21 protein-coding genes are annotated in these 25,691 nt (G+C 69.0%); 12 read left to right on the top strand and 9 right to left on the bottom strand.

Features of this window, described 5'->3' with window-relative positions; genetic code table 11:
- Nucleotides 1–171 precede the first annotated feature (171 nt).
- The 3 genes from GA0070561_RS22385 to GA0070561_RS22395 all read right to left on the bottom strand — a co-directional run bounded on the left by GA0070561_RS22385 (nt 172) and on the right by GA0070561_RS22395 (nt 3,781).
- Complete coding sequence (locus GA0070561_RS22385; RefSeq protein ID WP_091404237.1) at nt 172–2,052, bottom strand: glycoside hydrolase family 15 protein; 1,881 nt, start codon at nt 2,050–2,052, stop codon at nt 172–174.
- The gene (locus GA0070561_RS22390; RefSeq protein ID WP_091404239.1) at nt 2,049–3,005 is read right to left on the bottom strand and encodes a TIGR03885 family FMN-dependent LLM class oxidoreductase; all 957 of its coding nucleotides are present in this window, start codon (nt 3,003–3,005) and stop codon (nt 2,049–2,051) included. The genes GA0070561_RS22385 and GA0070561_RS22390 overlap by 4 nt, the downstream gene beginning before the upstream one ends.
- Nucleotides 3,006–3,151: 146 nt before the next feature.
- Nucleotides 3,152–3,781, bottom strand: coding sequence for an MmyB family transcriptional regulator (locus GA0070561_RS22395; protein WP_208603825.1), 630 nt, complete (start codon nt 3,779–3,781; stop codon nt 3,152–3,154).
- Between the two features lie 327 nt (nt 3,782–4,108).
- Here GA0070561_RS22395 and GA0070561_RS22400 point away from each other — a divergent pair, with 327 nt between their 5' ends.
- From GA0070561_RS22400 to GA0070561_RS22410, 3 genes are read left to right on the top strand one after another with little or no spacing between them, the layout of a single operon-like run.
- Complete coding sequence (locus GA0070561_RS22400) at nt 4,109–5,326, top strand: D-arabinono-1,4-lactone oxidase (RefSeq protein ID WP_091404242.1); 1,218 nt, start codon at nt 4,109–4,111, stop codon at nt 5,324–5,326.
- Nucleotides 5,326–5,700: a sensory rhodopsin transducer gene (locus tag GA0070561_RS22405; protein WP_244166379.1), complete on the top strand. Its 375-nt coding sequence runs from the start codon at nt 5,326–5,328 to the stop codon at nt 5,698–5,700. Before GA0070561_RS22400 ends, GA0070561_RS22405 begins: the two co-directional genes overlap by 1 nt.
- 13 nt (nt 5,701–5,713) lie before the next feature.
- On the top strand, nt 5,714–6,865 hold the full coding sequence (locus GA0070561_RS22410; RefSeq protein ID WP_244166380.1) for an FUSC family protein: 1,152 nt from the start codon (nt 5,714–5,716) through the stop codon (nt 6,863–6,865).
- A gap of 823 nt (nt 6,866–7,688) precedes the next feature.
- On the opposite strand, the gene istB is transcribed toward GA0070561_RS22410, so the two are convergent.
- From istB to GA0070561_RS22425, 3 genes are read right to left on the bottom strand one after another with little or no spacing between them, the layout of a single operon-like run.
- A complete protein-coding gene (gene istB / locus GA0070561_RS22415; protein ID WP_091404255.1) occupies nt 7,689–8,477 on the bottom strand; it encodes an IS21-like element helper ATPase IstB in 789 nt (262 codons plus the stop codon).
- Nucleotides 8,477–9,706 (bottom strand): IS21 family transposase, encoded by a 1,230-nt coding sequence (gene istA, locus GA0070561_RS22420; RefSeq protein WP_091404260.1) that lies wholly within the window; start codon nt 9,704–9,706, stop codon nt 8,477–8,479. Before istA ends, istB begins: the two co-directional genes overlap by 1 nt.
- A gap of 54 nt (nt 9,707–9,760) precedes the next feature.
- A complete protein-coding gene (locus GA0070561_RS22425; protein ID WP_208603826.1) occupies nt 9,761–10,135 on the bottom strand; it encodes a hypothetical protein in 375 nt (124 codons plus the stop codon).
- A 1,969-nt stretch (nt 10,136–12,104) separates the two neighbouring features.
- On the opposite strand from GA0070561_RS22425, the gene GA0070561_RS22430 reads away from it, so the two are divergent.
- The 5 genes from GA0070561_RS22430 to GA0070561_RS22450 all read left to right on the top strand — a co-directional run bounded on the left by GA0070561_RS22430 (nt 12,105) and on the right by GA0070561_RS22450 (nt 17,688).
- The gene (locus GA0070561_RS22430) at nt 12,105–12,821 is read left to right on the top strand and encodes a tryptophan 2,3-dioxygenase family protein (protein ID WP_244166413.1); all 717 of its coding nucleotides are present in this window, start codon (nt 12,105–12,107) and stop codon (nt 12,819–12,821) included.
- Nucleotides 12,818–13,987 carry an aminotransferase class V-fold PLP-dependent enzyme gene (locus GA0070561_RS22435; protein WP_208603827.1) on the top strand — a complete coding sequence of 390 codons (1,170 nt, stop codon included), beginning with the start codon at nt 12,818–12,820 and terminating at the stop codon, nt 13,985–13,987. Before GA0070561_RS22430 ends, GA0070561_RS22435 begins: the two co-directional genes overlap by 4 nt.
- Entirely contained in the window at nt 13,984–15,219 is a 1,236-nt protein-coding gene (locus GA0070561_RS22440; RefSeq protein WP_091404267.1) for a tryptophan 2,3-dioxygenase family protein, read from the top strand. Before GA0070561_RS22435 ends, GA0070561_RS22440 begins: the two co-directional genes overlap by 4 nt.
- A 171-nt stretch (nt 15,220–15,390) precedes the next feature.
- On the top strand, nt 15,391–15,882 hold the full coding sequence (locus tag GA0070561_RS22445) for a hypothetical protein (protein WP_244166381.1): 492 nt from the start codon (nt 15,391–15,393) through the stop codon (nt 15,880–15,882).
- Between the two features lie 699 nt (nt 15,883–16,581).
- Nucleotides 16,582–17,688 (top strand): tyrosine-type recombinase/integrase, encoded by a 1,107-nt coding sequence (locus tag GA0070561_RS22450; RefSeq protein WP_091404268.1) that lies wholly within the window; start codon nt 16,582–16,584, stop codon nt 17,686–17,688.
- 1,076 nt (nt 17,689–18,764) lie between these two features.
- Here GA0070561_RS22450 and GA0070561_RS22460 read toward each other — a convergent pair.
- Nucleotides 18,765–19,214, bottom strand: a complete 450-nt coding sequence (locus GA0070561_RS22460) for a hypothetical protein (RefSeq protein ID WP_141710426.1) — start codon at nt 19,212–19,214, stop codon at nt 18,765–18,767.
- A gap of 294 nt (nt 19,215–19,508) precedes the next feature.
- Between GA0070561_RS22460 and GA0070561_RS33670 the strand changes: the two genes are divergently transcribed.
- The 4 genes from GA0070561_RS33670 (at nt 19,509) to GA0070561_RS22475 (ending at nt 25,025) form a co-directional block, all read left to right on the top strand.
- On the top strand, nt 19,509–19,721 hold the full coding sequence (locus tag GA0070561_RS33670; RefSeq protein WP_167362453.1) for a hypothetical protein: 213 nt from the start codon (nt 19,509–19,511) through the stop codon (nt 19,719–19,721).
- A 555-nt stretch (nt 19,722–20,276) separates the two neighbouring features.
- The gene (locus tag GA0070561_RS22470) at nt 20,277–20,699 is read left to right on the top strand and encodes a hypothetical protein (protein ID WP_091404277.1); all 423 of its coding nucleotides are present in this window, start codon (nt 20,277–20,279) and stop codon (nt 20,697–20,699) included.
- On the top strand, nt 20,696–21,628 hold the full coding sequence (locus tag GA0070561_RS33155; protein WP_112625778.1) for a hypothetical protein: 933 nt from the start codon (nt 20,696–20,698) through the stop codon (nt 21,626–21,628). Before GA0070561_RS22470 ends, GA0070561_RS33155 begins: the two co-directional genes overlap by 4 nt.
- Before the next feature lie 19 nt (nt 21,629–21,647).
- The gene (locus GA0070561_RS22475) at nt 21,648–25,025 is read left to right on the top strand and encodes a CHAT domain-containing protein (RefSeq protein ID WP_141710427.1); all 3,378 of its coding nucleotides are present in this window, start codon (nt 21,648–21,650) and stop codon (nt 25,023–25,025) included.
- 37 nt (nt 25,026–25,062) lie between these two features.
- On the opposite strand, the gene GA0070561_RS33160 is transcribed toward GA0070561_RS22475, so the two are convergent.
- Both GA0070561_RS33160 and GA0070561_RS22480 read right to left on the bottom strand, forming a co-directional pair.
- Complete coding sequence (locus GA0070561_RS33160) at nt 25,063–25,395, bottom strand: hypothetical protein (RefSeq protein WP_141710428.1); 333 nt, start codon at nt 25,393–25,395, stop codon at nt 25,063–25,065.
- Entirely contained in the window at nt 25,392–25,664 is a 273-nt protein-coding gene (locus GA0070561_RS22480; protein WP_091404289.1) for a helix-turn-helix domain-containing protein, read from the bottom strand. The genes GA0070561_RS33160 and GA0070561_RS22480 overlap by 4 nt, the downstream gene beginning before the upstream one ends.
- Nucleotides 25,665–25,691: the final 27 nt, after the last annotated feature.

A 25,691-nucleotide genomic window follows, 5' to 3' on the forward strand; every position in this document is an offset into this window, starting at 1 on the left:
CCTGCGATCGACTCAGCCCCGTTCGGCCATTTCGGCTTCACCGGCGCGGTCAAGCTCCCGATCAGGCCAAACGTCTTCCGCCGGGCCGGGTGCCGGCAGCAGCGGACGGACAAAGCCACTCAAAGGCGCAAAGCCGCTCAGAGGTAGGATCACGTCCACTACTACCGACCATCAGTCCATGACTTGAGGGCCGACCCGGCCAGCCTCACAGTCAGATGAGCTTTTTACCTGACTTCGAGTTGGGTCGGCTCGGGCTGTGTGGCGTTCGGCCCAAGCGTGGAGGGCGTCGCGATCGCCGATCGCGTCCAGGTTCATGGCCGCCTCGATGAGGGCGAGGTGGGTGAACGCCTGCGGGTGGTTGCCCAGTGCGGCTGCGTCGGCGTCACGTTCCTCGGGGTGCAGCCCGAGGGGTCCGGCATAGTTCGTGAGTTGGTCGAAGAGGCGCCGGGCTTCGGTGTGCTGTTTGGCCAGCGCAAGGGCGGAGACCAGTTCGAAACAGCTCAGCAGGAACGCGCCCTCTTCACCGGGTAGGCCATCGTCGATCTTGTATCGGCGGATGAGGGCCGGTGCGATGGTGAGGTCCTCGCGGATCCGCTCGATGGTGGAGACCACCCGCGGATCGTCGCCGGGCAGGAATCCGACCAGCGGCATACGCAGCAGCGCGGCGTCCAGGTCGGTCGAATCGTACGCGATGACGAAGGCGCCGACCCGCTCGTCGTAGCCCCGGTCGAGGATCTCGGCGTGCAGTGTGTCGCGTGCCTGCTGCCACCGCGACACCGGTGCGTCCCGGTCGTGGAGCAGTTCGGCGAGGCGGATTCCCCGGTCGAGGCAGACCCAGGTCATCATCTTGGAGGCGACGTAGTGCCGGCAGGGACCGCGGATCTCCCAAGGGCCGTGGTCGGGTTCGTGCCACCGCTGGGCCATGGTGTCGACGTGTCGCCGCAGCAGCTTCCACTGGTCGCTCGCCAGTTCGCCGGTGAGCTGCTGGTAGGCCAGGGCCGCGTCGAGGACGTGCCCGTAGGTGTCGAACTGGGTCTGTTCGGCGGCGGCGTTGCCGATCCGAACGGGTCGGCTGTGGGCGTAGCCGGACAGGTGTGGCAGTTGCCGTTCCTCGTCTGTCCGGCCGTGGATGCCGGTCAACGGAGGAAGCGGCTGCTCGTCAGCGCACAACTTGAGCAGGAATTGCATGTAGCGGCGGCCTTCCTCCACGTGGCCGAGGCGGAACAGGGCGAGCAGCAGCAGGGCTGCGTCGCGGTGCCAGGTGTAGCGGTAGTCCCAGTTGCGTACCCCGCCGACCTCTTCCGGCAGCGAGGTGGTCGCAGCGGCCAGCAGCGCGCCGGTCCTGTCGTACGACAGACCGCGCAGCACCAGGGCGCTGTGCCGCACCGCCTCCGCGGCGAAGCCGGTGTAGGTGCTGCGCGCCGACCAGTCCCGCCAGGTGGCGCTGGTCCGGGCGGACAGCCCGTCGGCGGCGGCGAGAGGGGGGACAGTGTCGGCATAGCCGAACAGGAGCGTGACGCTCTGTCCGGCCCGCAGCTCCGCCTCGCCGATCAAGGTCCCATCGGCCACCGACGTAGGCAGGTCCGTGATCACTCGCAGCGGTGTGCCCCGCGCGTGCCAGCTGTCGCCGCAGCGTTCCCACCGCACCGGATGCTTGCCGAAGCCGGGGCGCGGGGTCAGCTCCACCCGTAGCCGGACCACACCTGCTTCGGCGCGCACCCGGCGCAGCAGCACGTGCTCCGCCCTGATCGGTTGAGCTGCGTCGCCAGGCGCGATGGCCAGCATGTCCTGGCCGACCGCCGTGCCGTCCGGGCCCTCCCACCGGTTCTCCAGCACCAGGGTGCCGGGCGGGTAGCGGCGGGCCGGCACCGGGCAGCCGGCGACGGCGAGGGAGAACCGGCCCCCGACGTCGCGGTCCAGCAGCCGGGCCAGGACCGCGTCGCCTGCCGCATCGGGTACGCACATCCACTCGACGGTGCCGTCCGGTCCCACCAATGCGGTGGTGTGGGTGTCGGACAGGAAGGCGTACGAGTCGATAGGTGAAAAGCTCATGCCAGTTCCGGCAGCACCCGGGTACCGAACACGTCGAGGAAGCGGTCCTGGTCGCGCCCGACGTGGTGCAGGTAGATCTCGTCGACGCCGAGGTCGGCGTATTCGCGCAGCCAGTACGCGTGGCGTGCCGGATCGCCGGACACGAGCACGTGCCGCCGCATGTCCTCCGGCCGGACATACGCGGTCGCCTCGGCGAAGTCCGCCGGGGTGACCAAATCCCAGCCGACGTCGCTGCCCAGGATCGCGGCGCGCCACTGCTCGTGCGCCACCCGCAGCGCCGTGTCCTCGTCGACGGCCCAGGACAGGTGCACCTGCAACAGCACCGGCCCCCGCCCACCGGCGTCCCGGTACGCCGCGAGCACCCGCCGTACCGCGTCGACGCCCTGGTTGATGGTGATCAGCCCGTCCGCCCACGACCCGGCCCAGCCGGCAGTCTCCGGAGTCACCGCCGCCGCGTACACCGCAGGCGGTTGCGCCGGTCGCGACCACAGCAGCGCCCGGTCCACGGTCACCAGCCCACGATGCGTCACGCACTCGCCGGCGAACAGCCGGCGGATCACCTCCACGCACTCCCACAACCGGGCGTTGCGTTCCGACTTACTCGGCCACCGATCCCCGGTGATGTGCTCGTTGAGTGCCTGCCCGCTGCCCACCGCCAGCCAGAACCGGCCCGGGAACATCTCCGCCAGCGTCGCGGCGGCCTGCGCCACGACCGCCGGGTGGTACCGCTGACCGGGAGCGTTGACCACACCCATCGGCAGGCCGGTACGGGCCAGCGCGGCACCCAGCCAAGACCAGGCGAACCCGGAGTGCCCCTGCTCGGCGCCGAACGGCGCGAAGTGGTCCGAGCACATCGCCCGTCCAAAACCGGCCTCTTCGGCGCTCTCCGTCAGCCGCAGCAGCTCACTCGGCGGGAACTGCTCGTGCGAGGCGTGGTAGCCGTAGACCGGCATGGCTTCTCCCACCCGTGGGTCGATCGGTCTGCAGGACTACCCACTATGACGGTGGGTAGTCCTGCGCGTTCGCCAACATATCGACCCGGTGATCACGACATCCGTCATCAGGTGCTGCTCCTTGATCAGGAGTTACACCGTTCGTCTTACAGTCCCCGGGGCAGGCTTGCTGTCAGGTGTGCTACCCGAGGGTCTGGCCATAAAACGTCGATCGGCGCGGCGGTGGAAGTCACAGAGTGGTTAGCCCTCCTGCTTATGGAGTCTCGGAGTGGGGGTTTCGTCGGTCCAGGAGGCCAGGAACCGTAGGGCGTCGTGGTGGGCTGCCGGGTGGGGCGGTCCAGATCACGAGCTGTTGTTCCGTGTCGTTGGCTTCGACGAGGGTGTCCCAGTCGAGAACCAGTTCGCCGATTGTGGGGGTGGATCAGGGTTTTGCTGCCGGTCGTCAGGCTCGCGACGGTGCGGGCGGCCCACCAGGTGCGAAATTGGGGGTCTCGCACGGACAGTTCTTCGACGAGCCCGGCCAGGCGGGGGTCGTCGGGGTATTTCGCTGCTTGCATGCGCAGTTGCGCGACCGCAGTTCTGGCGACGGATTCCCAGTCGGCGTAGAGGGTGCGCATGGCCGGATTGGTGAACAGGATACGCACATAGTTGCGGTGCTTTTCCGCAACTTTGGCGAAGTCGGTGATCATGGCGGCTGCCAGGCGGTACCAGCCGAGGATGTCCATCCGGCGGCCCATGACGATCGCGGGGGTGGTGGCGAGGTCATCGACCACCATCCGACCCTTCGACCACATCCATCGACGGTCACGATGGCGACGCCGACACCAGTACCGCGCCAGAACAGCCCACTACCAGCGAAGACTCCGACTCCACCAGCTGCGGCTGGAGTACTAGGAGCCAGCCGGCCACGACCTAGCGGTCGGCCTCGGTTTGACCGAGGAGCCCTTACCCACCCGACAGGTTACCGAATTCGACATGTCAGCAGCCGACGGTACTCATCCATGGCGGCCCCCGGCATGGGCCACGCGGGCGGCAGATCATGTGGGTGACTGTCTGTCGTATCGGCGGGTAAGCCATTGCGTCCAGTGGGAGGAGGAGGGGACGTGGAACGAGAGTTCGTGAACTGGTCTGGCAGCCTGTCGTTCATCCCGGCGGAGTATGCCGAGCCTGCGGACGAGGACGAGGTGCGGGCGTTGGTGTGGCGGGCCCGCGAGGCCGGGACGACGTTGCGGCCGGTGGGCTCTGGGCACTCGTCGAGCCCGCTGGTGCGTACCGATGGGATCCTCGCCAGCCTCGACCGGCTGGCTGGGGTGATCGCCGACGACGGCGTGCGCGCCACGGTCGGCGCCGGCACCAAGCTCAGGGCGTTGGGTGAGGGCTTGTACGACGCGGGGCTGGCGATGGACAACCTCGGGGACGTGGACTACCAGTCGATCGCCGGCGCGACCGCCACCGGCACCCACGGCACCGGCCTCGGCTTCGGCAACCTCTCCACGCAGGTGGCCGGCGTCCGGTTGGTCACCGGCACGGGCGACACGGTGGACGTCAGCGCCGACCGCAACCCGGAGCTCCTGCCGGCGGCCCGGCTCTCGCTGGGCGCCCTCGGCGTCCTCACCCGGGTCACGCTGGCCGTGCAGCCCCGCTACCAGCTGCACCGCCGGTCCTGGTGCGCGCCCGTCGCCTGGACCCTGGAGCACCTGGCCGAGTTGCAGCACACCAACCGCAACATGGACTTCTACTGGTATCCCCGCAGCGACCTGACTCAGGTCCGGGTCATGAACCGGGTCGACGAGACGCCGGACGAGCGGGTGTGGCACGCGCCGCGGGTACCGGGCTCGGCGGCCGTGGACGAGCCCCGCGAGGTCCACGTGGCCCCCACCCACCGGGCCATCCCCCGGCACCGGGAGCTGCGCTTCGAGGAGATCGAGTACATGCTGCCGGTGGAGGCCTTTCCGGCCTGCTTCGCGGAGGTACGGCGGCGCATCATGCAACGGCACCGCCGGGTGGCCGGGTGGCGGGTGCTTGTGCGCAGCGTCGCCGCGGACGACATCTGGCTCAGCAACGCCTACGGCCGGCCGACCGTGACCGTCGCCTGCCTGCAGAACACCTCGCTGCCGCACGAGGAGTACTTCCGGGACATGGAGGCGGTCTTCCGGCAGTACGGCGGCCGGCCGCACTGGGGCAAGAGACACTGGCTGACCGCCCGCGACCTGCGGCCCCTCTATCCCCGCTGGGACGACTTCCAGGCGTTGCGTCGCCGACTGGACCCGGACGGGGTGTTCCTCAGCCCGGACCTGGCCCGGCTGCTGGAGGAGGCGTGATGCCGCAGATCGGCGCGCGGACGTGGGTGGTCCCGGGTGGGCGCGTGCCGTTCCCCGGCAACGGCCCGGAACCGGAGTTCACCAGCTTCGACCAGCTGTGCGTGCTCAACGCCACGGATCAGGACACCGAGGTCAGCCTGGACGTCTACTACGAGGACGCCGAGCCCGTCGGGCCGTACCGGATCCTGGTCGGCGCCCGGCGGATCCGGCACGTGCGGGTCAACGACCTGATCGACCCGGAGGCGGTCCGACTCGACCGTCCCTACGGCTGCCTGCTGCGCTCACCCGTGCCGGTGGTGGTGCAGTTCCTGCGCCAGGACACCCGGCTACCCGGTGTCGTCGCGCTGACCGGCGCCATGGCCCATCCCGTCTGACGTTCGGCGCCGGATGAGCCGGGTACCCGCGCCTATGCGGGTCTCGGAGTGTGAACAGCCAGCGACCAAGGCGGACTCCGGGCTGCGTCGGGCCTGCCAGGAGGCATACCGGCGGTTGCAGACGTACTTCATCCTCGCGGTGCAGGCCGGCCTCGCCGCAGCACTGTCGTGGGTGGCAGCCAGGGAGTTGCTGGGAAACGAGGATTCAACCTTCGCCCCGGCCGCCGCGGTCGGTGTGATCGCCGCCGCTATCGGCAACAACGCCCGCCGCACCGTCGAGCTGATCGCCGGGGTGGTGCTCGGCATCGCCGTGGGCGACATGCTGATCGGCCTGCTGGGCACCGGGCCGTGGCAGACCGGTGCCACCGTCTTTGTGGCGATCGCCGTGGCAGCGGTGGTCCGCGGCACTGGCGCCCTGATGGCCCAGGCCGGCGCTACGGGCGTGCTGGTCGCCACCGTCACCCCGAACAACCCCGACCTGGAACTGCCCCGGACCATCAACGCACTGATCGGCGGAGCTATCGGACTGCTGGTCGTGCTCGTCATCGTCCCGCTCAACCCGACGCGGACGCTACGGCGCGTCGTCGACCCCGCGCTCGACGTATTCGCCAGACAGATGAGCGCCTCCGCACAGGCCCTGGCCCGCGGCGACGCCCGCGCCGCCGAGGAACTGCTCGACCGGATGCGCGCCGCCGAGCCGGAACTCAACCGGCTCGACGAAGTCGTCATCGCCGCCGACGAGGTGGCCCGACACTCGCCGCTGCGCTGGCGCCGCCGGCGGAGGCTGGCGGCCTACCGGGACGGCGTCGAGCACATGAAACGGGCCTTCCGCAACAGCCGCACCCTGGTCCGCCGCATCGGCACCACTCTGCGCGACCACGAGCCGGTGCCACCCGGCCTGCCCGCCGCCGTCGAACACTACGGCGAGGCGGTCCGGATGCTGCACCGCGAGTTCCTGGCCGCCCGGGAGCCCGTCGGCGCGCGGGAGCGGGTGCTGGCGGCGGTCCGGGAGGCCGGCGAGGCGTGCCGCCAGGACATGGGATTCTCCGGCACCATCGTCGTGTCCCAGCTGCGGACCATCGCCAACGACCTGCTGCGCGCCACGGGCGTGCCCCGCGACGAGGCGCGCCGGATGGTGCGCCGCGCCGCTGCGGGGCAGGGCTGAGCCGGCGACGTCCCGTCTCACCCTTCACCCGCTGATCCGACCGCACCAGCGGGTGACCACGTCCGCGGCGAACGCCTCAAGCCGTTGCCGCACAACCGAAAGCTCGTCAGCTGGACAAGCCGGCCGCGAGTACGTGGGTAACGACGGCAACGCCGTCGTTACCCAGGTGTGCGTCGCTGCCGGCGATTTATCCGCGCCACCGGCTGCTCCAACGATGAAGCCGCTGGCATGATCCGAGACGCGGCGCGCCGCGGCGAGGGCGACCACCCAATCGACGACTGACGCAACGAGCCCGGCCACGCTTGGCGTAGGCCGGACCGTCGCACTGGCAGGGTTGAGCGAGCTGCCCTGTCTTGCGTCTGCGGTCCAGCCCGGCGCGGCGTTGACGGGGGCGATGCGGCCAGGGTTATAGCGGGTCCAGTCGTCGTCTGCTGCGGCGTGTTCCACCATCACACCACCGCCGGTGCTGCCAAGGGCTTGGGCGCGGACTGGCGGAGGCGCGGTTAGGCGGCCCGGGACGGTGGGAACGGCTGAGGTCGCGGAGGGGGGATCGCTTCGGTGGCCAGCGGTTGGCCGGGTGCAGGCCCGGCGCATCATGGCCGGCTATCGCTGGCCGGGTGCCGTGTCGGCCTGCGTCCACAGGTCACGTAGCGGCGTCCACGAGGATGCCAGATCATTCCAGTAGCAGGTGAAGACTCCTGCGACCGGTTTTGTGGGGTCGCTCCACCAGATCGCGGCCACGATGTGTCCTGCTGTCAACGCCGGCCGAACTTTGACCCCTCTGTTCCGGCCGAATGTTGACCCCCTCGCTGGTTGTTGATGTTCAGTCGTTGGTCTTGGTGGCTGCGGGAACGCGGCCGAGGTCGCGGTCTTTGAGCCGGTAGCTGTCGCCCTTCATCGAGATCACTTCGGCGTGGTGGACGAGGCGGTCGATCATGGCTGCGGCGACGACATCGTCGCCGAACACTTCGCCCCACCTTCCGAAGGGCTTGTTGCTGGTGACGATCAGTGAGGCTCGTTCGTAGCGGTTGGAGACCAGTTGGAAGAACAGGTTCGCGGCTTCTGCTTCGAAGGGGATGTAGCCGACCTCGTCGACGATCAGCAGCGGGATCCGGCCGAGTTTGACCAGCTCGTCCTGCAGCCGACCGGCGTGGTGGGCATCAGCGAGGCGGGACACCCACTGGGCTGCGGTGGCGAACGCGACCCGATGCCCGGCCTGGCAGGCCCGGATCCCGAGGCCGATGGACAGGTGCGTCTTGCCGGTGCCGGGCGGGCCCAAGAAGACGACGTTCTCCTTCGACGCCACGAAGTCGAGGGTTCCCAGGTGAGCGATCGTCTCCCGCTTCAGAGAGCGTTGGTGCTCGAAGTCGAACTCCTCCAGGCTCTTGCGGGCCGGAAATCTCGCTGTCCGGATGCGTCCTTCCCCGCCGTGGGCTTCGCGGGCGGCGACCTCGCGTTGCAGGCAGGCGGCGAGGAACTCCTCATGCGTCCAGGACTCGGTCCTGGCCCGTTCCGCCAACCTCTCGACTGAGGCAGCCAGAGACGGCGCCTTGAGGGCGCGGGTGAGGAACGCGATCTCCGAGGCGACGTTGCGGCTGGTCTTGGCGGCCATCACGCAGCCACCTCGACGTCCAGGCCGAACAGGCGGTCGTAGTCGCTCAACGGCCGGCGTTCGACCTGGGCGTCGACGGCGGTCGTCGGGGTGTGTTGGGCAGCGACGCGCAGGTCTGCGGCGGCTTGCCGGTGGGCGGGATCGGTGATGCTCTGATGGCTTGCCCAGCAGCGGTCGTGCCGGGCCGCGGGTCGGCCGTCGCAGAGCACCGTCACGTGGTCGCAGTCGGCGGTGACCTCGACCCGCCGGCCGACCACCGCTGGGTGCACCGAGTAGTCGTTGCCGTCCAAGCGCACGTAATGATCGCGGGGCAGGCGGGTGGTCTGCCGCCAGCCGACCACCGGCGCAACCGGTGGCAATGGCAGCATCGCGGCCCGGTCGGCGTCCCACCGGTCCAGCGGGCGGCAGCCCAGCATCCGGTGCTGGCGGTTGTTCGCCCGCACCAGCCAGTCGGTGAGCTGCGCGTTGAAGTCCTGAGGTGAGGCGAAGCGGCGACCGGGCAGGAACGACGTCTCCAGATAGCCGTTGGCCCGCTCCACCAGGCCCTTCGCCTCAGGGTCCGCCGGCCGGCACTGGATCACCTTGATGCCGAGGGTGCCGCGGAAGGCGTTCATCGCCTCGGTCAACTGCGGCCGCCCGGCCCGCCACTGCCCGACCGCAGACTCGTTGTCCCACACCAACGCCTTGGGCACCCGACCCCAGCCGGAGATCAGCATCCAGTGCCCGACCAGCAGGTCCGGCGACTGCCTGGTCGGAATCATCACCGCTGACAGCCACCGCGAATACCCCGACACCATCACCAGCACCGGCGGCCGGCCGACCTGCCCGAAGCCCAACGGCACGTCCGCCGGCGGGAACCACAGGTCGCACTGCGCCAGCTCTCCCGGCAGATACTCCGTCCGCTGAACCGGGTCAGGGCGGCGGAACAACGGCCGCAGCTGCTGCACCCGATCGGCGAACACCGTCTTGCCACGGGTCCACCCGACCCGCTCCATGATCACCGTCGTCGGCATGTCCGGGAACTCCGCCAACAACGCCCTGATCTGCGGCTCGACCGCGTCCACGGCCGAACCCTTCGCCGCCCGCTGATAACGAGGCGGCTCATGACTGGCCAAGGCCTTGCGCACCGTGTTCCGCGACACCCCCAGCCGACGGCAGATGGCCTTGATCGCCATCCGCTCCGCCCGGTGCAACCGACGGATCTCCGCCCAGTCCTCCACGCTCAGCACCTCCCGATGCTTCCGGAAGGGGTCAAAATTCAGCCGGAACCACGGGGTCAGTTTTCAGGCGGAGCCGACACCTGCTCGATCGCCTGAGGGAATTCGATAGGCGTACTCGATGTACTGGACCCTTCGGCCGGCGGCGATCTGCTGCGTCGGGGCCGTCGCACCTGCCGCCAGGCCCGGAGTGCTCATCGCTTGGGTGCGGTATCGAGCGTGGGCAGCATCCCTGTCGGTGAGGTTGCGATAGGTGATCCAGTAGCTGGTGACGATGCCGGCTGTGCAGCGTGTGCGGGCTGATTCGCCGTTGCCGCGTTGGGCCTCGCTGATGGCGTCGGTCGAGCAGCCTCCGATGCCGAGCCACGGGCTGGCGAAGTCGGCGAGTTCGGGCGTCGGTAGGCGGGCCCGGTTGACGGCTGCCTGACGTTGGGAGAACAACGCCCCGGCGGGTGGGGTGGGTGCGGTTGCCGCCGCTGTGTGGCGGGCCTGAGGCAGTACCCATGGCTGGAGCCCGAATCCGATGGTGGCGCCGGCTAGCAGAGCCGCCAGAGCGAGTGCCGCAGTTCCTCGCGCCCACCGGCGGCGCCGGCCATGCCCAGGGGCAGAGGCAGCTGAACGTTGGCAGTCGGGGCGCGGCGGGTCCGCCGTTGCGCCCATGCCGTTGTCGGGCGGGGGCGACGCCGTGGGGCGTACGGGTGAGAGCGCAGGCACCCGGCCGGGCGCGGTTGCCGGGACGTCCTCGGTCGAGGATGGCCAGACTGCCCGGTCCGGGTGCGGCGTCCTCATTGGCTACTCCTTGCTGTCGCAGATGATGCGAGCGCGGCTTAACGGGTCTTGCGGCGACCGGCCAACAGCAATCCCACACCGGCTACCAGGGCCACGCCTCCGGTGCCGACGAGCGGAGCGACGCTGCCGCCCGTGACCGGCAGCGAAGGGCCTGAGTCTGCGCGGGGAGCCTGCGGTCCGCCGCCGCTGTGCGCGGTGCCTGTGCCTGGCTGAGGTCCGGTGTCCCCGCCTCGGGGCGGTGTGTTTGACGGCCGGGGGCTTGTCGGGGTCGGCTCCGGCGGGGGAGGGGAGTCGGTCGGTGGGGTGCTCGGATCGGGGCCTGGCGGAGGGGTGGGATCGGGCGAGGGAGTGGTGGGATCCGGCTCGGGCGGCGGGTTCGTCGGATCGGGAGCTTCGGTGACTGCCGGCTCCGCCGCCGCAGAGGGCTTGGTCTCCTCCGAGGATCGCTGCGGCGTGGGTTCATCGGTGCCGACGGTCGTGGCTGCGGCAGCCGGTGGGGTCGCCTCGGCCCAGGCAGGTGACGCCAACAACGCCACGGCCGTCAGAGTTGAAGCAATGACCGCTGCGGCAGTCAGGTGTCCTCGCCTCCAGGGTGCATAGGAATTCACGAACTCGTACCTCTCCATCTCGGGGATGCTCATGCGGTGGGGCAAGTTCCGCTGCTGCCGCGACCGCTAATGCCGGTTGGACGCTAGCGCCTCCGGGACTTAAGCACTAGTTCGCTCTTCGTCGGAGACTGCTATGTCGGCGGCTGTTCCAGCAGCTCAACGTGTCTGTGGAAGGTTGTTGGCATCGCCTGATATGCGGCTAGCTTTAGTTGCATTCATGGACACAGGCGTGGGTGTTGTGGTGGATTCGTTGCCGGTTGGACCCGGTCCTCGACAAACGGGGGAGGGACGCGGGTCTGTGGCTCGCCGTATTGCTGCGTCGGGTTGATGCGCTATGCCCCCAGATTGGTATCGCCGACGAATGAGGATTCGAGTAACTCAACCCGCCGCGGATGTGAGGTACCGCGACCGACAACGGGCAACCGCCGCACTGGTGTCGGTCGGCACCACCGGGCGACACCGCGCGGCCCCGCCTCTTCACCGGGCTACAGGCAAGCTGCTCGTGCTTTTCAGTCTCACGGTGTTGGCCCTGATCGGCTGCGCACGGGCCGACGACAAGCCCCGCTCCGCACCCGCACGCACGTCTGCCGCCTCCTCGCCGGGCACCGCCGGTCGGCGACCAGCCGCAAGCTGCCTACCGACGCGTCGACGGGTGGTACGCGGTACTGGACTCCCTGCCCGCCAGCGACGTGATGGACCCGGCAAGAACGCGACCACCAGGCGCCAACGACCCGCTCACGAAAGAACCACCCGTCACGAACAACACGACCCTCGGCGTCGACGCCCATCGCAACGACGTGAGGGCCACCTACGACACCAACCTCTGCCTCGCCGTGTATGCCCGCGGTCCTGCGCGGCAAGGCCGCTTCATGCCGAGCCGATGCCACACGAGGCAGCCGTCGCCCTGGCCTCGCGGCACGCCTGACCCTCGCACCCGGTCAGCGCACACCTCCCAGGCACCGCCACACGGCGACAGCGCCGAATCAATCAACGCGGAGGACCACATCGTGCCCATGACATCTCTGCCCGCCGTGCTGCCCGGTCCGGGCCGCACCGACTACGCCCGCTACATGCGCACCGACGAACTGCTGTCACTGCAACGCGGTCCCACCGAGCGGGCCCACCCCGACGAGCTTCTGTTCCAGGTCGTCCATCAAGCCTCCGAGCTGTGGTTCAAGCTGATCCACGACGACCTGGCGCGCGCGCTCCAGCACATCGCCGCTGACCAGCCCGGCGCGGCCGACATGCTCATCCAGCGAGCGGCGCTGAGCCTGCGGCTGGTCACCGAGCAGCTGCACATCCTCCGGCACCTGCACCCGGCGCGGTTCGCCGCCTTCCGCAGCGCCTTGGGCAACGGCTCCGGCTTTGAGTCACCCGGTTGGAAGCATCTGCGCGACGCCACCACCGAACTCGACATCGCCTTCAGCCGGATGCTCGCCTCCCTCGACCTCACGCCGGTTGACCTTCACCGCGGCGAGCCCTCCGACCCGCTGTACCGGCTCGCCGAGACGCTGGTGTCCCTCGATGAGCAGATCGCGTTGTGGCGTACTGAGCACTACACCGTCGCCACCCGCATCATTGGCCACGGTGTACTCGGTACCCGCAACACCCCGGTCGACAGCCTGACTCGCCTCATCTCCCATCGCCGCTTCCCCACTTTGTGGGAGGCACGTAGCGAGCTGACCGAGTCCAGCCCGCGGGGCCGCCAGAGCCGGCAGGGCCCGCGATGAACGCTGCCACCGCACCCCTGCCAGCAGCGCTCCGCGGCCGGTTTCCGAGCCTGGAGCAGACGACGCACCTGGCCGCCTGCAGCATCGCCCCCCGCAGCAGTGACATGGACCAGGCGCTGACCATGATGTTGGACGACCTGGTCCGCCCTGGCTTCTGGGGCGCCGCCGAAGAGCAGGTATCCGACGCCCGACGTCGCTTCGCCCGACTCATCGGCGCCGAGGTCGATCAGGTGGCGATCCTGCCCAACGTCAGCATCGCCGCCCACCAGGCGGTGTCCGGCCTGCGATGGCGCCGACGACGCGACCTGCTCACCACCACCGCCGAGTTCCCCGGCGTCGCCCACGTGTGGTTGGCGCAGGAGAAGCGGGGCGCGCGGGTGCGCTGGTGCGGCACCCCCACCGGCCGGGTCACCTCCGCCGACTACCTGCACGCCATCACCACCGACACCGCGCTCGTGTCCGTACCCGCCGTCACCCACCGAGACTCGACACGCCTGAACATCCGACGCATCGCCGGCGCCGCCCACGCCGCCGGCGCCGCCATCATCGTCGACGCCTACCAAGCCGCCGGCGTGATGCCGCTGCACGTCGACGCTTTGCGCTGCGACTACTTGCTGGCCGGCACCGGGAAATACCTGCTGGGCCTGCCCGGCCTTGCCTTTCTCTACGCCCGCCACCCGAAAGAATCCACGCCAGCCCTGACCGGCTGGTTCGGGCGGTGCGACCCGCACGCACTCGACCCGACCCGGCTCGACTTCCCCACCCACGCCCGCCGGTTCGAAACCGGGACACCGTCAGTAGCCGCGGCCTACACGGCAGTCGCAGGGCTGTCGCTCATCGAGAACCTGAACCTGGCGGCGGTCCGCACGCACACGCAACGGCTCCTCGCCTCCGCCGCAGATCGCCTGACCGCCCAAGGCGAGATCGTGCATCTACCGCAGACGGCGGACGAGCGTGGCGCGCACCTCGCGCTCATCGAGCCCCACGCCTGGGCGATGGCCGCATGGCTCGACAACCACGGCATCACCGTCGCACCCCGCCGCAACGTCATCCGCCTCGCCACACACGCCTACACCAGCGACAGCGACATCGACGCGCTCTGCGAAGCCATCGCCGTCTACCGAGTCAAGTCCCGCACCCGCACCCCGATCGGAGCATCGCGATGACCACCGCCGAACCCGTGCGCCGGTGGCTCGCACAGCGCCGTCCCTCGGCCGACCGCTTCCCGTACGACGCGGTCGTCACCGCCTACCAGCACCACGGCAAACACTTCGTACCCGACGAGTGGACACGCGCCTTAGCCGCCGCGAGAGACCGACTCCCACAGCTCATCGGCACCAACACCAGGTACCTGTCCGCATTCCTCGCCTGCGCGCTCGACAAGGTCGACGGGACCTACGACTACCGCTCCTACCTCGGCCTGGCCCTCCTGCGGCTACCCGGTCCCGACCAGGTGCCGCGCACGGCAGCACAGCAGCTCGCCCGGCGCGACCGCCTGCACGTAAACCTGCTGACCGACCTCATCGCCTTCGAACTACGAGCCGCCTACAACGAGCACACGCCGCTCCCTCAGATGCGCCCGGCACCCGCCCTGGTGGCCAAGCGGCTGCGACACGCGGTACGCGCGGCGATGCCGGCACTGCGCCGCCTCAGCCTCGTCGAGCACACCACGGACAGCTCACAGGTCACCCTGGCCCGGCGCGTCGTTGCCGCCGTCAGCATGGTCCTCACCGCCGAAGACCGACGCGCCCTGCAAGTCAGCATGCTGCCGGTCCACATCGCCCACGACGAGTGGCTGTTCATCCGCGTCCTTCAAGCATTCGAGACAACCTTCGCGCTCCTGGCCACCGACCTCACCGACGTCATCACCGCCGTGGAGGCCGGACAGGTACCGCGAGCCGCGAGCAGGTTGTCCGCAGCGGCATCGCTGCTACGCGAGAGCGCATCGCTCTGGCCTCTGATGGCCACCATCCAGCCCGCCGCGTTCCACGCCTTCCGCACGTTCACCGCGGGCGCCAGCGCCATCCAGTCCCGCCACTACAAGATCGTCGAGTCCCTGTGCCGTACACCCCGCAACGCACGCCTCGACTCTCCTGCCTACCTGTCAGTGCCCGACGTCCGCACGGCGATCATGCACGGCCAGGTCAGCCTCGACGATGCCCTCAACGCCGCCCAACAGTCGACACCCGACCCGTCCCTCGGGGCCGCGATGCGCGAGTTCGCCGCAGCGATCAACCAGTGGCGGCAGACCCACTACCGGCTCGCCGTGCGCATCCTCGGACCCGAACGAAGCGGCACCGGCTACACCGAAGGCACCCCATACCTAGGCGACGCCCGCCAGGAGCCGGTCTTCCACCACTGCCCCACCGGCCGACCGGAGGCCGGGGCGGAGATATGAGCACCGCGCCTCCGTCGCCGGCCTTTCGCGCGGCTCCCGATGCCGCAGCAGCTCCGGGCGACACCGGCCCCCATGCCCCCGGTCGATGACGACACCCCACGTCATCCCGACCACCAGCGCGCCGCCCCTCCCGGCCGCTGCCAACTGCCCGCACGACAACCAGGAGGAAGAATGTCGTCGCTCAACCCCACCCGGCCCGACGCCGACAGGCCGCAACTCGCCACGAAGACACCGCGGCTCCTGGCCACCGCGGTCACCCTGCTTCTGACCGCTGCGGCTCTCGTCGTGACGACCACCTCGGCCCAGGCCGCCTCCGGCTGCCGCAGCGCCCCGTACAGCGCGACGTTCGGCATGCACGACTCGTTCGGCATGTTCGACGGCTTGGAGGACGCCTACTTCCCACGCTCGGGCAGCTACCGCACCACGAGCCAGTGCCGCGACATCCAGGTCAGAAACACTGGGAACGGTGGCGCCTGGGGCGGACCCTTCTGGGCCTGCGTGGTGTGGGTCGGCCGGGCTACCTGCTCCAACGGTTGGACCTACGTCCCGGCCGGGCAGTGGCGCAACCTCGCCACCAACGTCAAGGACGGCACCCGGTTCTACCTGTTCATGCAGACCAACCTCGGCACCTACAACGCCGCGAACGGGGTCGGTGAATGGTGATGCAGGAAAAGACCGTGCCGGCTGCCCCACCTCAGATGGCCGGTTAACGGAGGGCAGTGTCCGGACCTCGGTCCGGCGCTGCCCTCCGGGCAGAAAGCGAAGCTCGGCAAGAGCCGGGCGACATGCAGGGAAGATCGCCGTGATCACGGGGGCGAATTCGGGCATCGGCTCAAGAGCTGCCAACTAGCCACGACGACTACACATAGGAGGGGCGACCATGGCGTTTGCGCCGAGGGGCGAATCATCTGGATCCTTTCCACTCCGGCGAAGTGGCCCTCGTGCTGAGGGGGATGAGGTTGATTTCCTCCCGTCTAACAATTCGGGTCTCCCTCTTGCTGATCTCGTCGCACGTCGTCAAAGCCCGACAACCTACTACTCCATCACCGTAATCGATAGCCATGGACGCCTGGCTAGCCGCTCGGCGCTTCGCTTTATGGGGTGGACTGCAGCACAAATGGTCGACTTCGCCGTTGGCTCGGGAACAGTCGAAGTTGCCATCGGAGAATCGAGCGGTGAGCGAATCACTAGGCAGGGGCACTTGCGCCTCTCGCCGAGCATCCGACGTTCGGTAGGAATCGCCGACAAGGACCGTCTAATCCTCGCGGCGGACAAGCGTACCGGAATTCTCGTGGTGGGAACTATGGAATGGCTCGATCGGGCACTCGGAGTCAGCATAAGCTCCCGAGAGGATATCAAGCGATGACCGGCAGCGCATCCGAGCGTCTAGGAAATAGCGAAGTGGAAGCGGTGCGGCTGCTATTGGACCGGCTCGGACTGACGGCTGAGGAACTTCTCAAAGGCGCCTCCCCGAAGAAAGAGGTTCCGACATTCGATGAGTACATCCCGCATGTCTCCCTCGCCGTCGCCGCAGGCACCCGACGCGTCTATGGAACCTATTGGAGAAGGGTCGGGGAAGTCTGGGGGAAACGCCGTATCGATGAGCCGTCTCCGATGGAGATCAAGCAATTTGCCGAAACCATGAAGAAGACTGTAGTAATAAGGCGAAATTCCCGTGGCGGACGAACCGCCGCAGAGCACTTCATATCCGCTATGCGATGCCTGTACGCCTACGCCGTCACCGACGGGCTGATCTCCGCCGCCACCAATCCCGCCGCCCGCGTGCCCAAGCCTCGCCGACTTGCCAGTACTCGCCGAGCTCTGTCCGAGGCCCAACTGAGATCGATTAACGAAGTCGCAAGCAGCACCGGGAACGATCCTCAACTCGATGCGCTCCTTCTCAGGCTTCACGAGGAGACCGCATGCCGGCGAGGCGGGGCCCTCGCCTTGACGCGCTCCGATGTAGATGTCGAGCAATGCCTAGTTCAGCTACATGAAAAAGGCGAGACGGTGCGGTGGCAGCCAGTATCACCTACACTCGCGCGCTCGTTGGTAGAGCACTACGACGACAGAGCAACAAGTGGTTTTAACAGGCAAGTCCTGAGGTATCAAAGTGGGGCACCAGTCACGCGCCGTCGTTACGACTACCTCTGGAACCGTCTGGGAAAAAATCTCTCGTGGGTGGCCACACAGCAGGTCAGCACTCACTGGCTGCGCCACACGACCCTAACCTGGGTAGAGCGCAACTTCGGGTACGGCATCGCGCGAGCTTACGCTGGTCATGACAGCCGCTCCGCTGCTGGAACAACCAGCACTTATGTCAAGGCAGATGTATACGAGGTGGCGCGCGCGCTCAGTGCTCTCACCGGGGAGGACCACCCGATGGTTGCTGGGTTACCTGGATCGCTCTCAGCTGGCGACGGTGTTCGCGCCCTACCGGCTATACCGTTGCGGATCGCTGAGGGTTAAAGGTGTCCGGTGCAGAAATTCCGACCGGGTCCCGGAACTGCCGGTATCAGAGTTGCGGCCGAGATCGGCGCGCGTAGGGAGGCCGTAGGCAAGCTAGGTCTCGCTGTGCGAGTGGAGCCGGGCTGCACCGGCAGGAGATCCGCCTCATCCGTTGCGTAACCTAGCCAACACGCCTGGCTATTTGAACTTAAGTTGGTCGCACTGTAATCTATGAGCATGTGCACCGAGTTTGGTGCACAATTGGAAGGTGTGGGGGTTCAAGTCCCCCCTCGGACACAAATGATTTGCCCACGGTGTGCGCTGAGATTGATTGCAGCGCGCACCGTTTGCGTTTCGGTCTGGTAGGTGAGTCGCAGTCCGAGTTGCCGGTAGACCTCGGCTTTGTCGTCCGGGTCGGCGTCGCGCAGCACGGCGACGATGTCGCCGAGCGCTCGGACTAGCTGTACTGCCCAGGGACGTTGGTCGAGATTGTATGACGACACGATCTGATGTCGTAGGTAGGTGAAGGCCTCCGGTTGTGGAGTGGAGCTGTCTAGGAACCGCTCCGGCAACAGGAGGCCTTCGTGTCCCACGCTAACGCCGCTTTGACTCCTCGTGCACGTCTGCGCCTGGCGCGTCTGATCGTTGATGAGGGCTGGCCTCCTACAGGGTCTCACTTCAAACAGCGGTCTCTGCCTACCTCGGTCGCTACCGCGGCGAAACCCGCCCGCACCCTGAGTCAGACCTGCGCATCTTCCTGAGCTGGTGCACCGACCACGAACTCGACCCGCTCACGGCCAATCGGGCCGACATCGAGCGGTACGTGTGATTTGACGGCCCGACTCGGCCGGCTGCCTGAGATCGCCGCGATGGAGTGTTCGCCACGGTTGAGCTGGTCTTCACGGGGGTCGCCGGGCGCCGGGGAGGTGGCGCCGGGTCGGTCCATTCAGACGACCTCAGCGCCGAGGGCGGCCAGTAGCACGGTGGCGAACAGGATCGGCCCGAGCCCGGCTAACTCCACGACGTGCAGCCTCCACAGCGGGCCGATCCTCTCCGACATCATCCCAGTGATGGCCCGCAGGCCGGCCGTCCCGGGATCAGTTCACGTCTACAGTCACCCGCCATGGCAGCACCGGTGCGCCGCAGGGTATCTCGGGCGGGCAGACGTCCCGGTAGGAGGCCAGGCCGCCGCGGCCGGGCTGGACAGCCCGGTATGCGGCAGCGGTCGTGCCGGGCGGCGGAGGCGCCGGCAGCGGCAGGGCGACCATGACGTCGCCGCTGGCTTGGACTGGGGTCCACCAGTTGTACGGGTTGGGGTATCGCACCGGGTCTACGGCGAGCGTGACGTACAGCCGTTGCCACCGTCGCAGGCAGATGGTGCGCCCGTTGTCGGCCTGCCCGAGCTGGATCGGCCGACCGGTCGCATCGGTAGGCACGCAGCCGGTCGGTGTCAGCGGGTCGGCGGGAGCCGCCGAGCTGGCCGACGCCGGTGTGACGGCCAGCGCCGCGACGACGACCACGGCGGTGAAAAATGTTCTCGCGCGCACGAAACCTCCTCCGCTGTAGTAACCAACATATCCGCCTGAGTCTATCTTTCGGCGTACGTCTCATGAAGGGCAGAAGGGCCGCGCGGCTCCTATCCGAAATGCAGGCAATTCCGTGCCCCCATCCGACGCAAGAGCGGCCGAGGTGCGCGGCTGGATTACCGGGCATCGCCGGCTCGTACGGGGCAACACGCCGGCGTCGACGTCGCGACGTCCTGGGCTCCGGGTCGTGCTCGATGCTGGGCTGAGCGACCTGCTCGCAGGCAGCCCGGCGGGCCGGGCCGGCAACGGGCTTCGGTGGCCACCTCGGAAATGCTCGAACGCGAGTTCATCAACGTCGTAAGTCGCCGGCCGGATGCCGTGTGGTCGTTGAGAGACTTCCCGCGACGTGCCTGGCTGCGAGAACAGGCTGGCGGAAGCGAGCTCTTCAACGGTTCCCACCGAGCGGCGGCCTTGTCGGTGGCGGCAGTAGTGATCGTGAAACTCTACGGATCCTGGCTGGTCCTCTGAGACGACCTCCTGCCGGAGTATCCCGCTGACATCGCCGAGGCGGACGGGGCGATCGTGGCTGATGTCCCGGTCGCCTCGCATGTGGGCCGCCGATCCGTCGCGACCTCACCCCCGTGCCTGATCGGCCGATCTGCAGGAGGAACCGCAGACGCCGCGGCAACTGCTCGCCGCTGGCGTCGATGCCAGCGAGGTCGAGGTGCAGCCGGTGGGCGACAAATCGCAGCAGCCGCAATGTGACCCGGTTCGGCTGGTGCAGAACGATCGCGTCCTGGCTCGGTAACCGAGTGACGACGCGATCGATCGGGCCGCGGCTACGACACCCTCCGTCGCCAACCCAGGTTCCGAACGTCGAGATCCCGGCTGCGGTGGAGTACTAGCCCGCTCACCGCTTTCCGCGTCCTCGGTGAGCCCGGTCAGCCACCCGGCGAGCGGCACCGATTTGGTGCGGCGGCTGATCGCCCGAGGAAAGCAGCTTGTCGGGGCATTGCTCCGGCCGGGGGCGGGGGGAACGCTGAGGACGCCGGTACCCACCGGTCACGTCCATGAGGGAGTGTCATGCCGGACGGAACGACCGATGAGGTCATGGTGCGGGCGGCGAGCACCGTTCGCGCGTACCTCGAGGATCTTCTGCCCGAGAGCGAGCGGGCGGCCTACGACGAGCAGTTGCTGGCCGTGCTGCGCCGGGCCGGCGAGGAGGACGTGGAGGACGAACTCGACCGGCTGCTCGAGTCGCAGCCAAGGGTGAACGACTGGGTCGCCGGCTTTCTCGAGTTCGGCCTGCCGGCCGATTCCCTTCGGTACGTCGAGCGCGGCGCCCGCCCGCCCGGCGAGCCGGCGCCACTTGCTCTCCCCGAGCTCTACGTCTGCCCGGTCGACGGGATCTACGCCAAATTTCTCCGGCTGGCCTACGAGTCGCCGGGCACCTGCCCCGACCATCCGGGCACCGTCCTGGTCCTCGCACCGGAGACGCGGGCATGAACGCCAAGTTCCTCGAAGGCCTCGCCGGCAAGTTATCCGAGCGCCTGGTGGCGGCGGTGCTGTCGCCCGCGTTCACCTTTCTGGGCATCGGTCTGCTGGCCTGGTTGTGGTCGCGGGGCTGGACCGCCGGGTGGGCGACGCTGGCCGCCTGGGTGGGCAAGCGGACCGCCGGGGAATCCCTGGTCCTGATCGTCGGCGTGCTGATCGGCGTCGTGGTGCTGGGCAGCCTGGCCGAGGCGCTGACCGTGCCGGTGATCCGGATGCTGGAGGGCTACTGGCCGCGCTGGCTTGCCTTCGCCGGCTGGCCGTTGCGCAGATGGCACATCGGCCGGTTTCGGCGCCGGGAGCAACGGTTCCAGGCAGCGGCGCTGGCTGCACGCCCGGCTGAGGCGGCGGCGACGCTGCGGTGGGCGGCGACCCGGGCCGAGGACGCTCTCTACCGCTACCCGCCCGACGAGTCCCTGCTGTTGCCGACCCGGCTCGGCAACACGTTACGAGCATCGGAGATGCGGCCCTACTACAAGTACGGGCTGGACCCGGTGCGGTGCTGGAACCATCTGTGGCTGGTCCTGCCCGACTCGGCGCGCGCCGCGATCACCGAGGCCCGGAGCCGGCTTGATGCTGCCGCCGTCGCGGTCACGTTCAGCGTCGCGGTCGCGATCTGGACGATCTGGGCGTGGTGGGCGTTGCCGCTCGCGCTGGTCGCGGCGGCCGTCGCCTACCGGGTCTACGCGATCGCCGCAGCCGAGGCCTACGGCGACTTGGTCGAGGCGGCGTGCGACGTGTACCGGCCGGCGCTCTACTCCGCGCTGCGCTTTCAGTTGCCGCAGACCCCGGACGACGACCACGAACTGGCCGGCTTCGTCAACCGCTACCTCCAGACCGGCGCCCGTTCCAAGGACCGCATCTTCATGCGGCCGGCCAACTGAGCTCCGAGGAGGAAGCGGCGTGGACCCCGACCACCTCAACCGCGTCTTCAACCAGCTGCTGGCCGTCACCGACCCGGCCGGGATCCGGTCGTTGCTCGAGCAAAATCCGGAGGTACTGACCGATGAAGTGGAGGGGGCGCTGGCAGCCACGATCGAGAGCCTGACCGCTGCGGGCGACACCGAGGTACTGCCGGCGGCCGGGTGGATCGCCCGGCTGATCGCGTATTGCCGCATCGTCGGCGTGGACCGGTTCACGCGGGCCCTGGCGGCGGGTGACCGCCCGGATGCCGACGACCTCTTCCCCTCGGCTCAGGAGGCGCTCAACGGCTACCAGGCCACGCGTGATCCGGATTTGCTCGACACCCTGGCCGATCTCGTCGCGTATGCCTACACCATCGAGCCGCCGGGCCCGCTCCAGGCCCTGTTCTCCGACGCCATGGGCGTCGGGTGGCGGCGACACTTCCTCACCACCGGCGACGAGGCCGACCTAGTCCGCGCCGTGCGGGCGCTGCGTCTCGCGGTCGCGGACGCCGGCGAGAGCTCGCCCGCTCGGGGCACACATCTGAGCAATCTCGGTAATGTGCTGCGCACCGCGGCCTCGGCCGGTGGCTCGCCGGAGCTGCTCGCGGAGAGCGCCGAGGCTCAGCGGACCGCGCTAGCCGCCGTCTCCGGCGAGGAGTCCCACGCGGTCGCGGCGAACCTCGGCGCGTCGCTGATCGAGCTGTTCGCCCGCACCGGCGACCACGCCGCACTCGACGAAGCGGTAGAGGTCCTGACCTCAGCACGCAACGGGTCACCGGCTCGGTCGCAGGTCGGCCGGCTGATCCGGTCCAACCTGGCGCTGGCCCTCAGCCACCGCTACGACCTCGCGAGCGACGTGGACGACCTGTCTGCGGCGGTCGACGCCGCCGAGGCCGCGCTCGCCGGCCAGCCCGCGGACGATGCCGGGGCGACCCGCGAGCACATCCAACTCGCCACCGACCTGCGCCGGCGGTATCTGGTGCTCGGCGCCGACGCCGACATCGAACGCGCCATCTCGTTGCTCCGCGCCCGCTTCGCGAGGGGCAGCCTGGAGGCTGGCTTCGAGCTGGCGACGGCCCTTGAGGTGCGGTTCCGGCAGACCGGCAACCGCGAGGACCTCCACGAGGGGCGGGCGCTGCGGGAAGCAGCCGTCGCCGCGACCGCGGCCGAACCCCGCGCAAGTGCCCAGGCCCTCAACAACCTCGGTCTGGCCTACCGCAACGAGTTCGACCACAGCGACCGCCGCGGCCCGGCGGCGGACCTGATCACCCGCGCGATCGACTGTTTCGAAGACGCGCTCGCGGCGCTGTCCGAACAGGGCGAACCGGTGTACCCGGTGCAGGGCAACCTCGCGATGGCGCTGCTGATGAGGTACGAGCGGACGGGCGACCGACGGGACCTCGACCGGGCGGTCGGGCTGGAGGAAATGGCACTGGCCGCCACCCCGCCGGGGAGCCACGACCATGGAGTCCGGCTCGCCGAGCTCGCCTCTGCCCTGCGCGCTACGTCCGGGGCGGACGAATCGGCCGAGAGCGCGAGCCGGGCGGTCACGCTCATGGAGGAGGCGGTCCGGGTGATCGGCGGCTCACCGGTCCGCTTCGGGGTGATGCACAATCTCGCCCTCGCCCTCCTCGAGCGGCACCGTCGGACCGGCGACACCGCGGATTTCGACCGTGCCGCCGAGCTCCTCCTCGTTAGCGTGACCGACGCGACGCGGCTCAGCCCCCGGGTGGCGGTGCAGAGCGGGATGGTGCTCGGCGGGCAGCTCCGTGAGCGGGATCGCTGGGCGGACGCCTCGCATGCGTACGCGCTCGCGATGACCGCGGCCCGCCGGCTGGTCGAGACTCAGTTGCGCTGGGACGACGCCAATTCCACCATTCGCATGCTGGGTCTCCTGCCTCAGCTCGCGGCATACACCCATGCACGGACGGGCAACGCCAGGGCCGCCGTCGCGACGATTGAGCGGGGCCGGGCCTACCTGCTGAACAGCATGCTCGACCGGCGGTTAGCCGACCTGCGCGACCTGGACGCGGCCGGCCAGGACACCCTCGCCGAAGAGTACCGGCGAGCGGTCGACCACCTGCGTTTCCTCGAGACCGCTACGGCCGACCACCCGACGGTGGCCCCGGACCGGGCCGGCCTGATCGGCGAGATCCGGGCCGCCCGGCACGCCTTCGCCGAGGTGGTCGGGCGGGTCCGGGCCGTACCGGGGTTCGAGCGGTTCGCCGACGAGACCGGGGATCACGACGAAGCCGCGCCCATGCCGGTGGTCTATCTGGTCGCGGCCGAGCCCGGCGGTGTCGCGTTGATCCGCCGGCCGGGGCAGACAGCGGGCGAGAGCCTGATCATCGACTGTCCCCGGCTCGGGTTCGTGGACGTCCTCGGGCAGGTCCAGACCTTTCTGGCCCGGCCCGCCTCGGCGGCGGACGACAGCGGGGCCTGGGCCCGGATTCTCGACGAGCTCACGCGCCGGCTCTGGGAGATCGCGATGGGCGCCGTGATCGCGGCCCTGACGCCGGGCGAGCGGGTGGTGCTGATCCCGGTCGGCCTGCTCTCGCTGCTGCCCTGGCATGCCGCCTGGCGCCCGGACGCCACCCGGGACCGGGTCTACGCCCTCGACGAGCTGCGTATCAGCTACGCGCCGACCGCCCGGGTCCTGGCCGAGAACGCGCCCTCCGCCGGCCTCGGCAGCGAGCCGGCGACGCTGATCGTCGAACAGCCGGCGCCGGTCGATGCTCCGCCCCTGCCGCTGGCCGGCGTCGAGGCCGGCGGGGTCGGCGCCCGGTTCGCTCGGGTGACCCGGCGCCGCGGCGAGGGCGCGACCCGGGAGACGGTGCTGGATGACCTCGGCCGGCACGAGGTGGCTCACCTCATCTGCCACGGGTCGGTCGCGCTGGAGCACCCGCTCGACACGTTCCTGCTCATGGCCGGGGACATCCCGATGACCATGCGGGACGTCCTGTCCCGGCCACACGACGGGTTGCACCTGGTGGTGCTGAGCGCGTGCGACACCGGCAGCTACTGGTTCGACAACCCGACCGAAGTGTTCAGCCTCGCGTCCGCGTTCCTCGGCGGCGGCGTGTCCGAGGTGATCGCGTCGCTGTGGCCGGTGCCGGACACCAGCACCACGCTGCTGATGAACGCGGTCTACCGGCTCTGGCGCGACGACGGCGAGTCACCGGCCGACGCGCTACGCCTCGGCCAGCAGTGGCTCCGCGAAAGCACGAACGAGGAGAAATTCGAGGCCTGCCCGGATGCCTTCGGCGCCGCAGTTCGCGCCCTCGCGCCCGCTGCCCGCCGGGTGTGGGGCCGGGCGCGGGCGCATCGCTCTCCGCTGCACTGGGCGGCCTTCGCCCATCACGGTTGGGCGGGCTAGTACTCCAGCCGTACCTGATGAATGCCCGGACCGCTCATCACGGTGGATGGTGCCGAGCACGCTGCGGACTTGCTTTGCTCCTGCGGCTCCGAGGTATGGCAGGTGTTGGCGTCACGCCTCGGGGCGGCGCGGTCAGCGCCGTTGCCTCAGCTCGGGTACGGCGCCGGGCCCGGTATTTGATCACGGTGTCCCACATCTGAAGCTTGTGCTGCGACTCCTGCGGCACCAGGAGCTGAACCAGTGCGATCACCGTGGTGCTGATGATGATGAGGATGGCGACCGCGAGTAGCGCACCCCAAGGCACGCCCACCATGTTGCCGAAAAACGACAAGACACTGGTGAAGCCGAGTCCACCGAGCACGCTCTTCATGATGCCCCCACGGTGATTTTGTAGTCGGGAGCAGACTGCACGCGCTTGCGGAAACTGCTGAGCCGGCTTTCAACCGCCTTGACCGTCAGATTCAGTTCGGCGGCGATCTGGACCTGGGTCTTGCCGGCTGCGATCATCCCGAGGATCAGCTTGGTCATCGGCTGCGCCGTGTTGATCACCCGCTGCAGGTCTACGCGGAGGACTGCGAGGTCGGCGATGCTGGCCGTAAGCCGAGCGCCCACCTGGTCGAAGTCGATCTCTTCGGTCACCGCGAGCCGTTCCAGCTGCCGAGTTCG

This window comes from Micromonospora saelicesensis, assembly GCF_900091575.1.
Taxonomy (GTDB): Bacteria; Actinomycetota; Actinomycetes; order Mycobacteriales; family Micromonosporaceae; genus Micromonospora; species Micromonospora saelicesensis.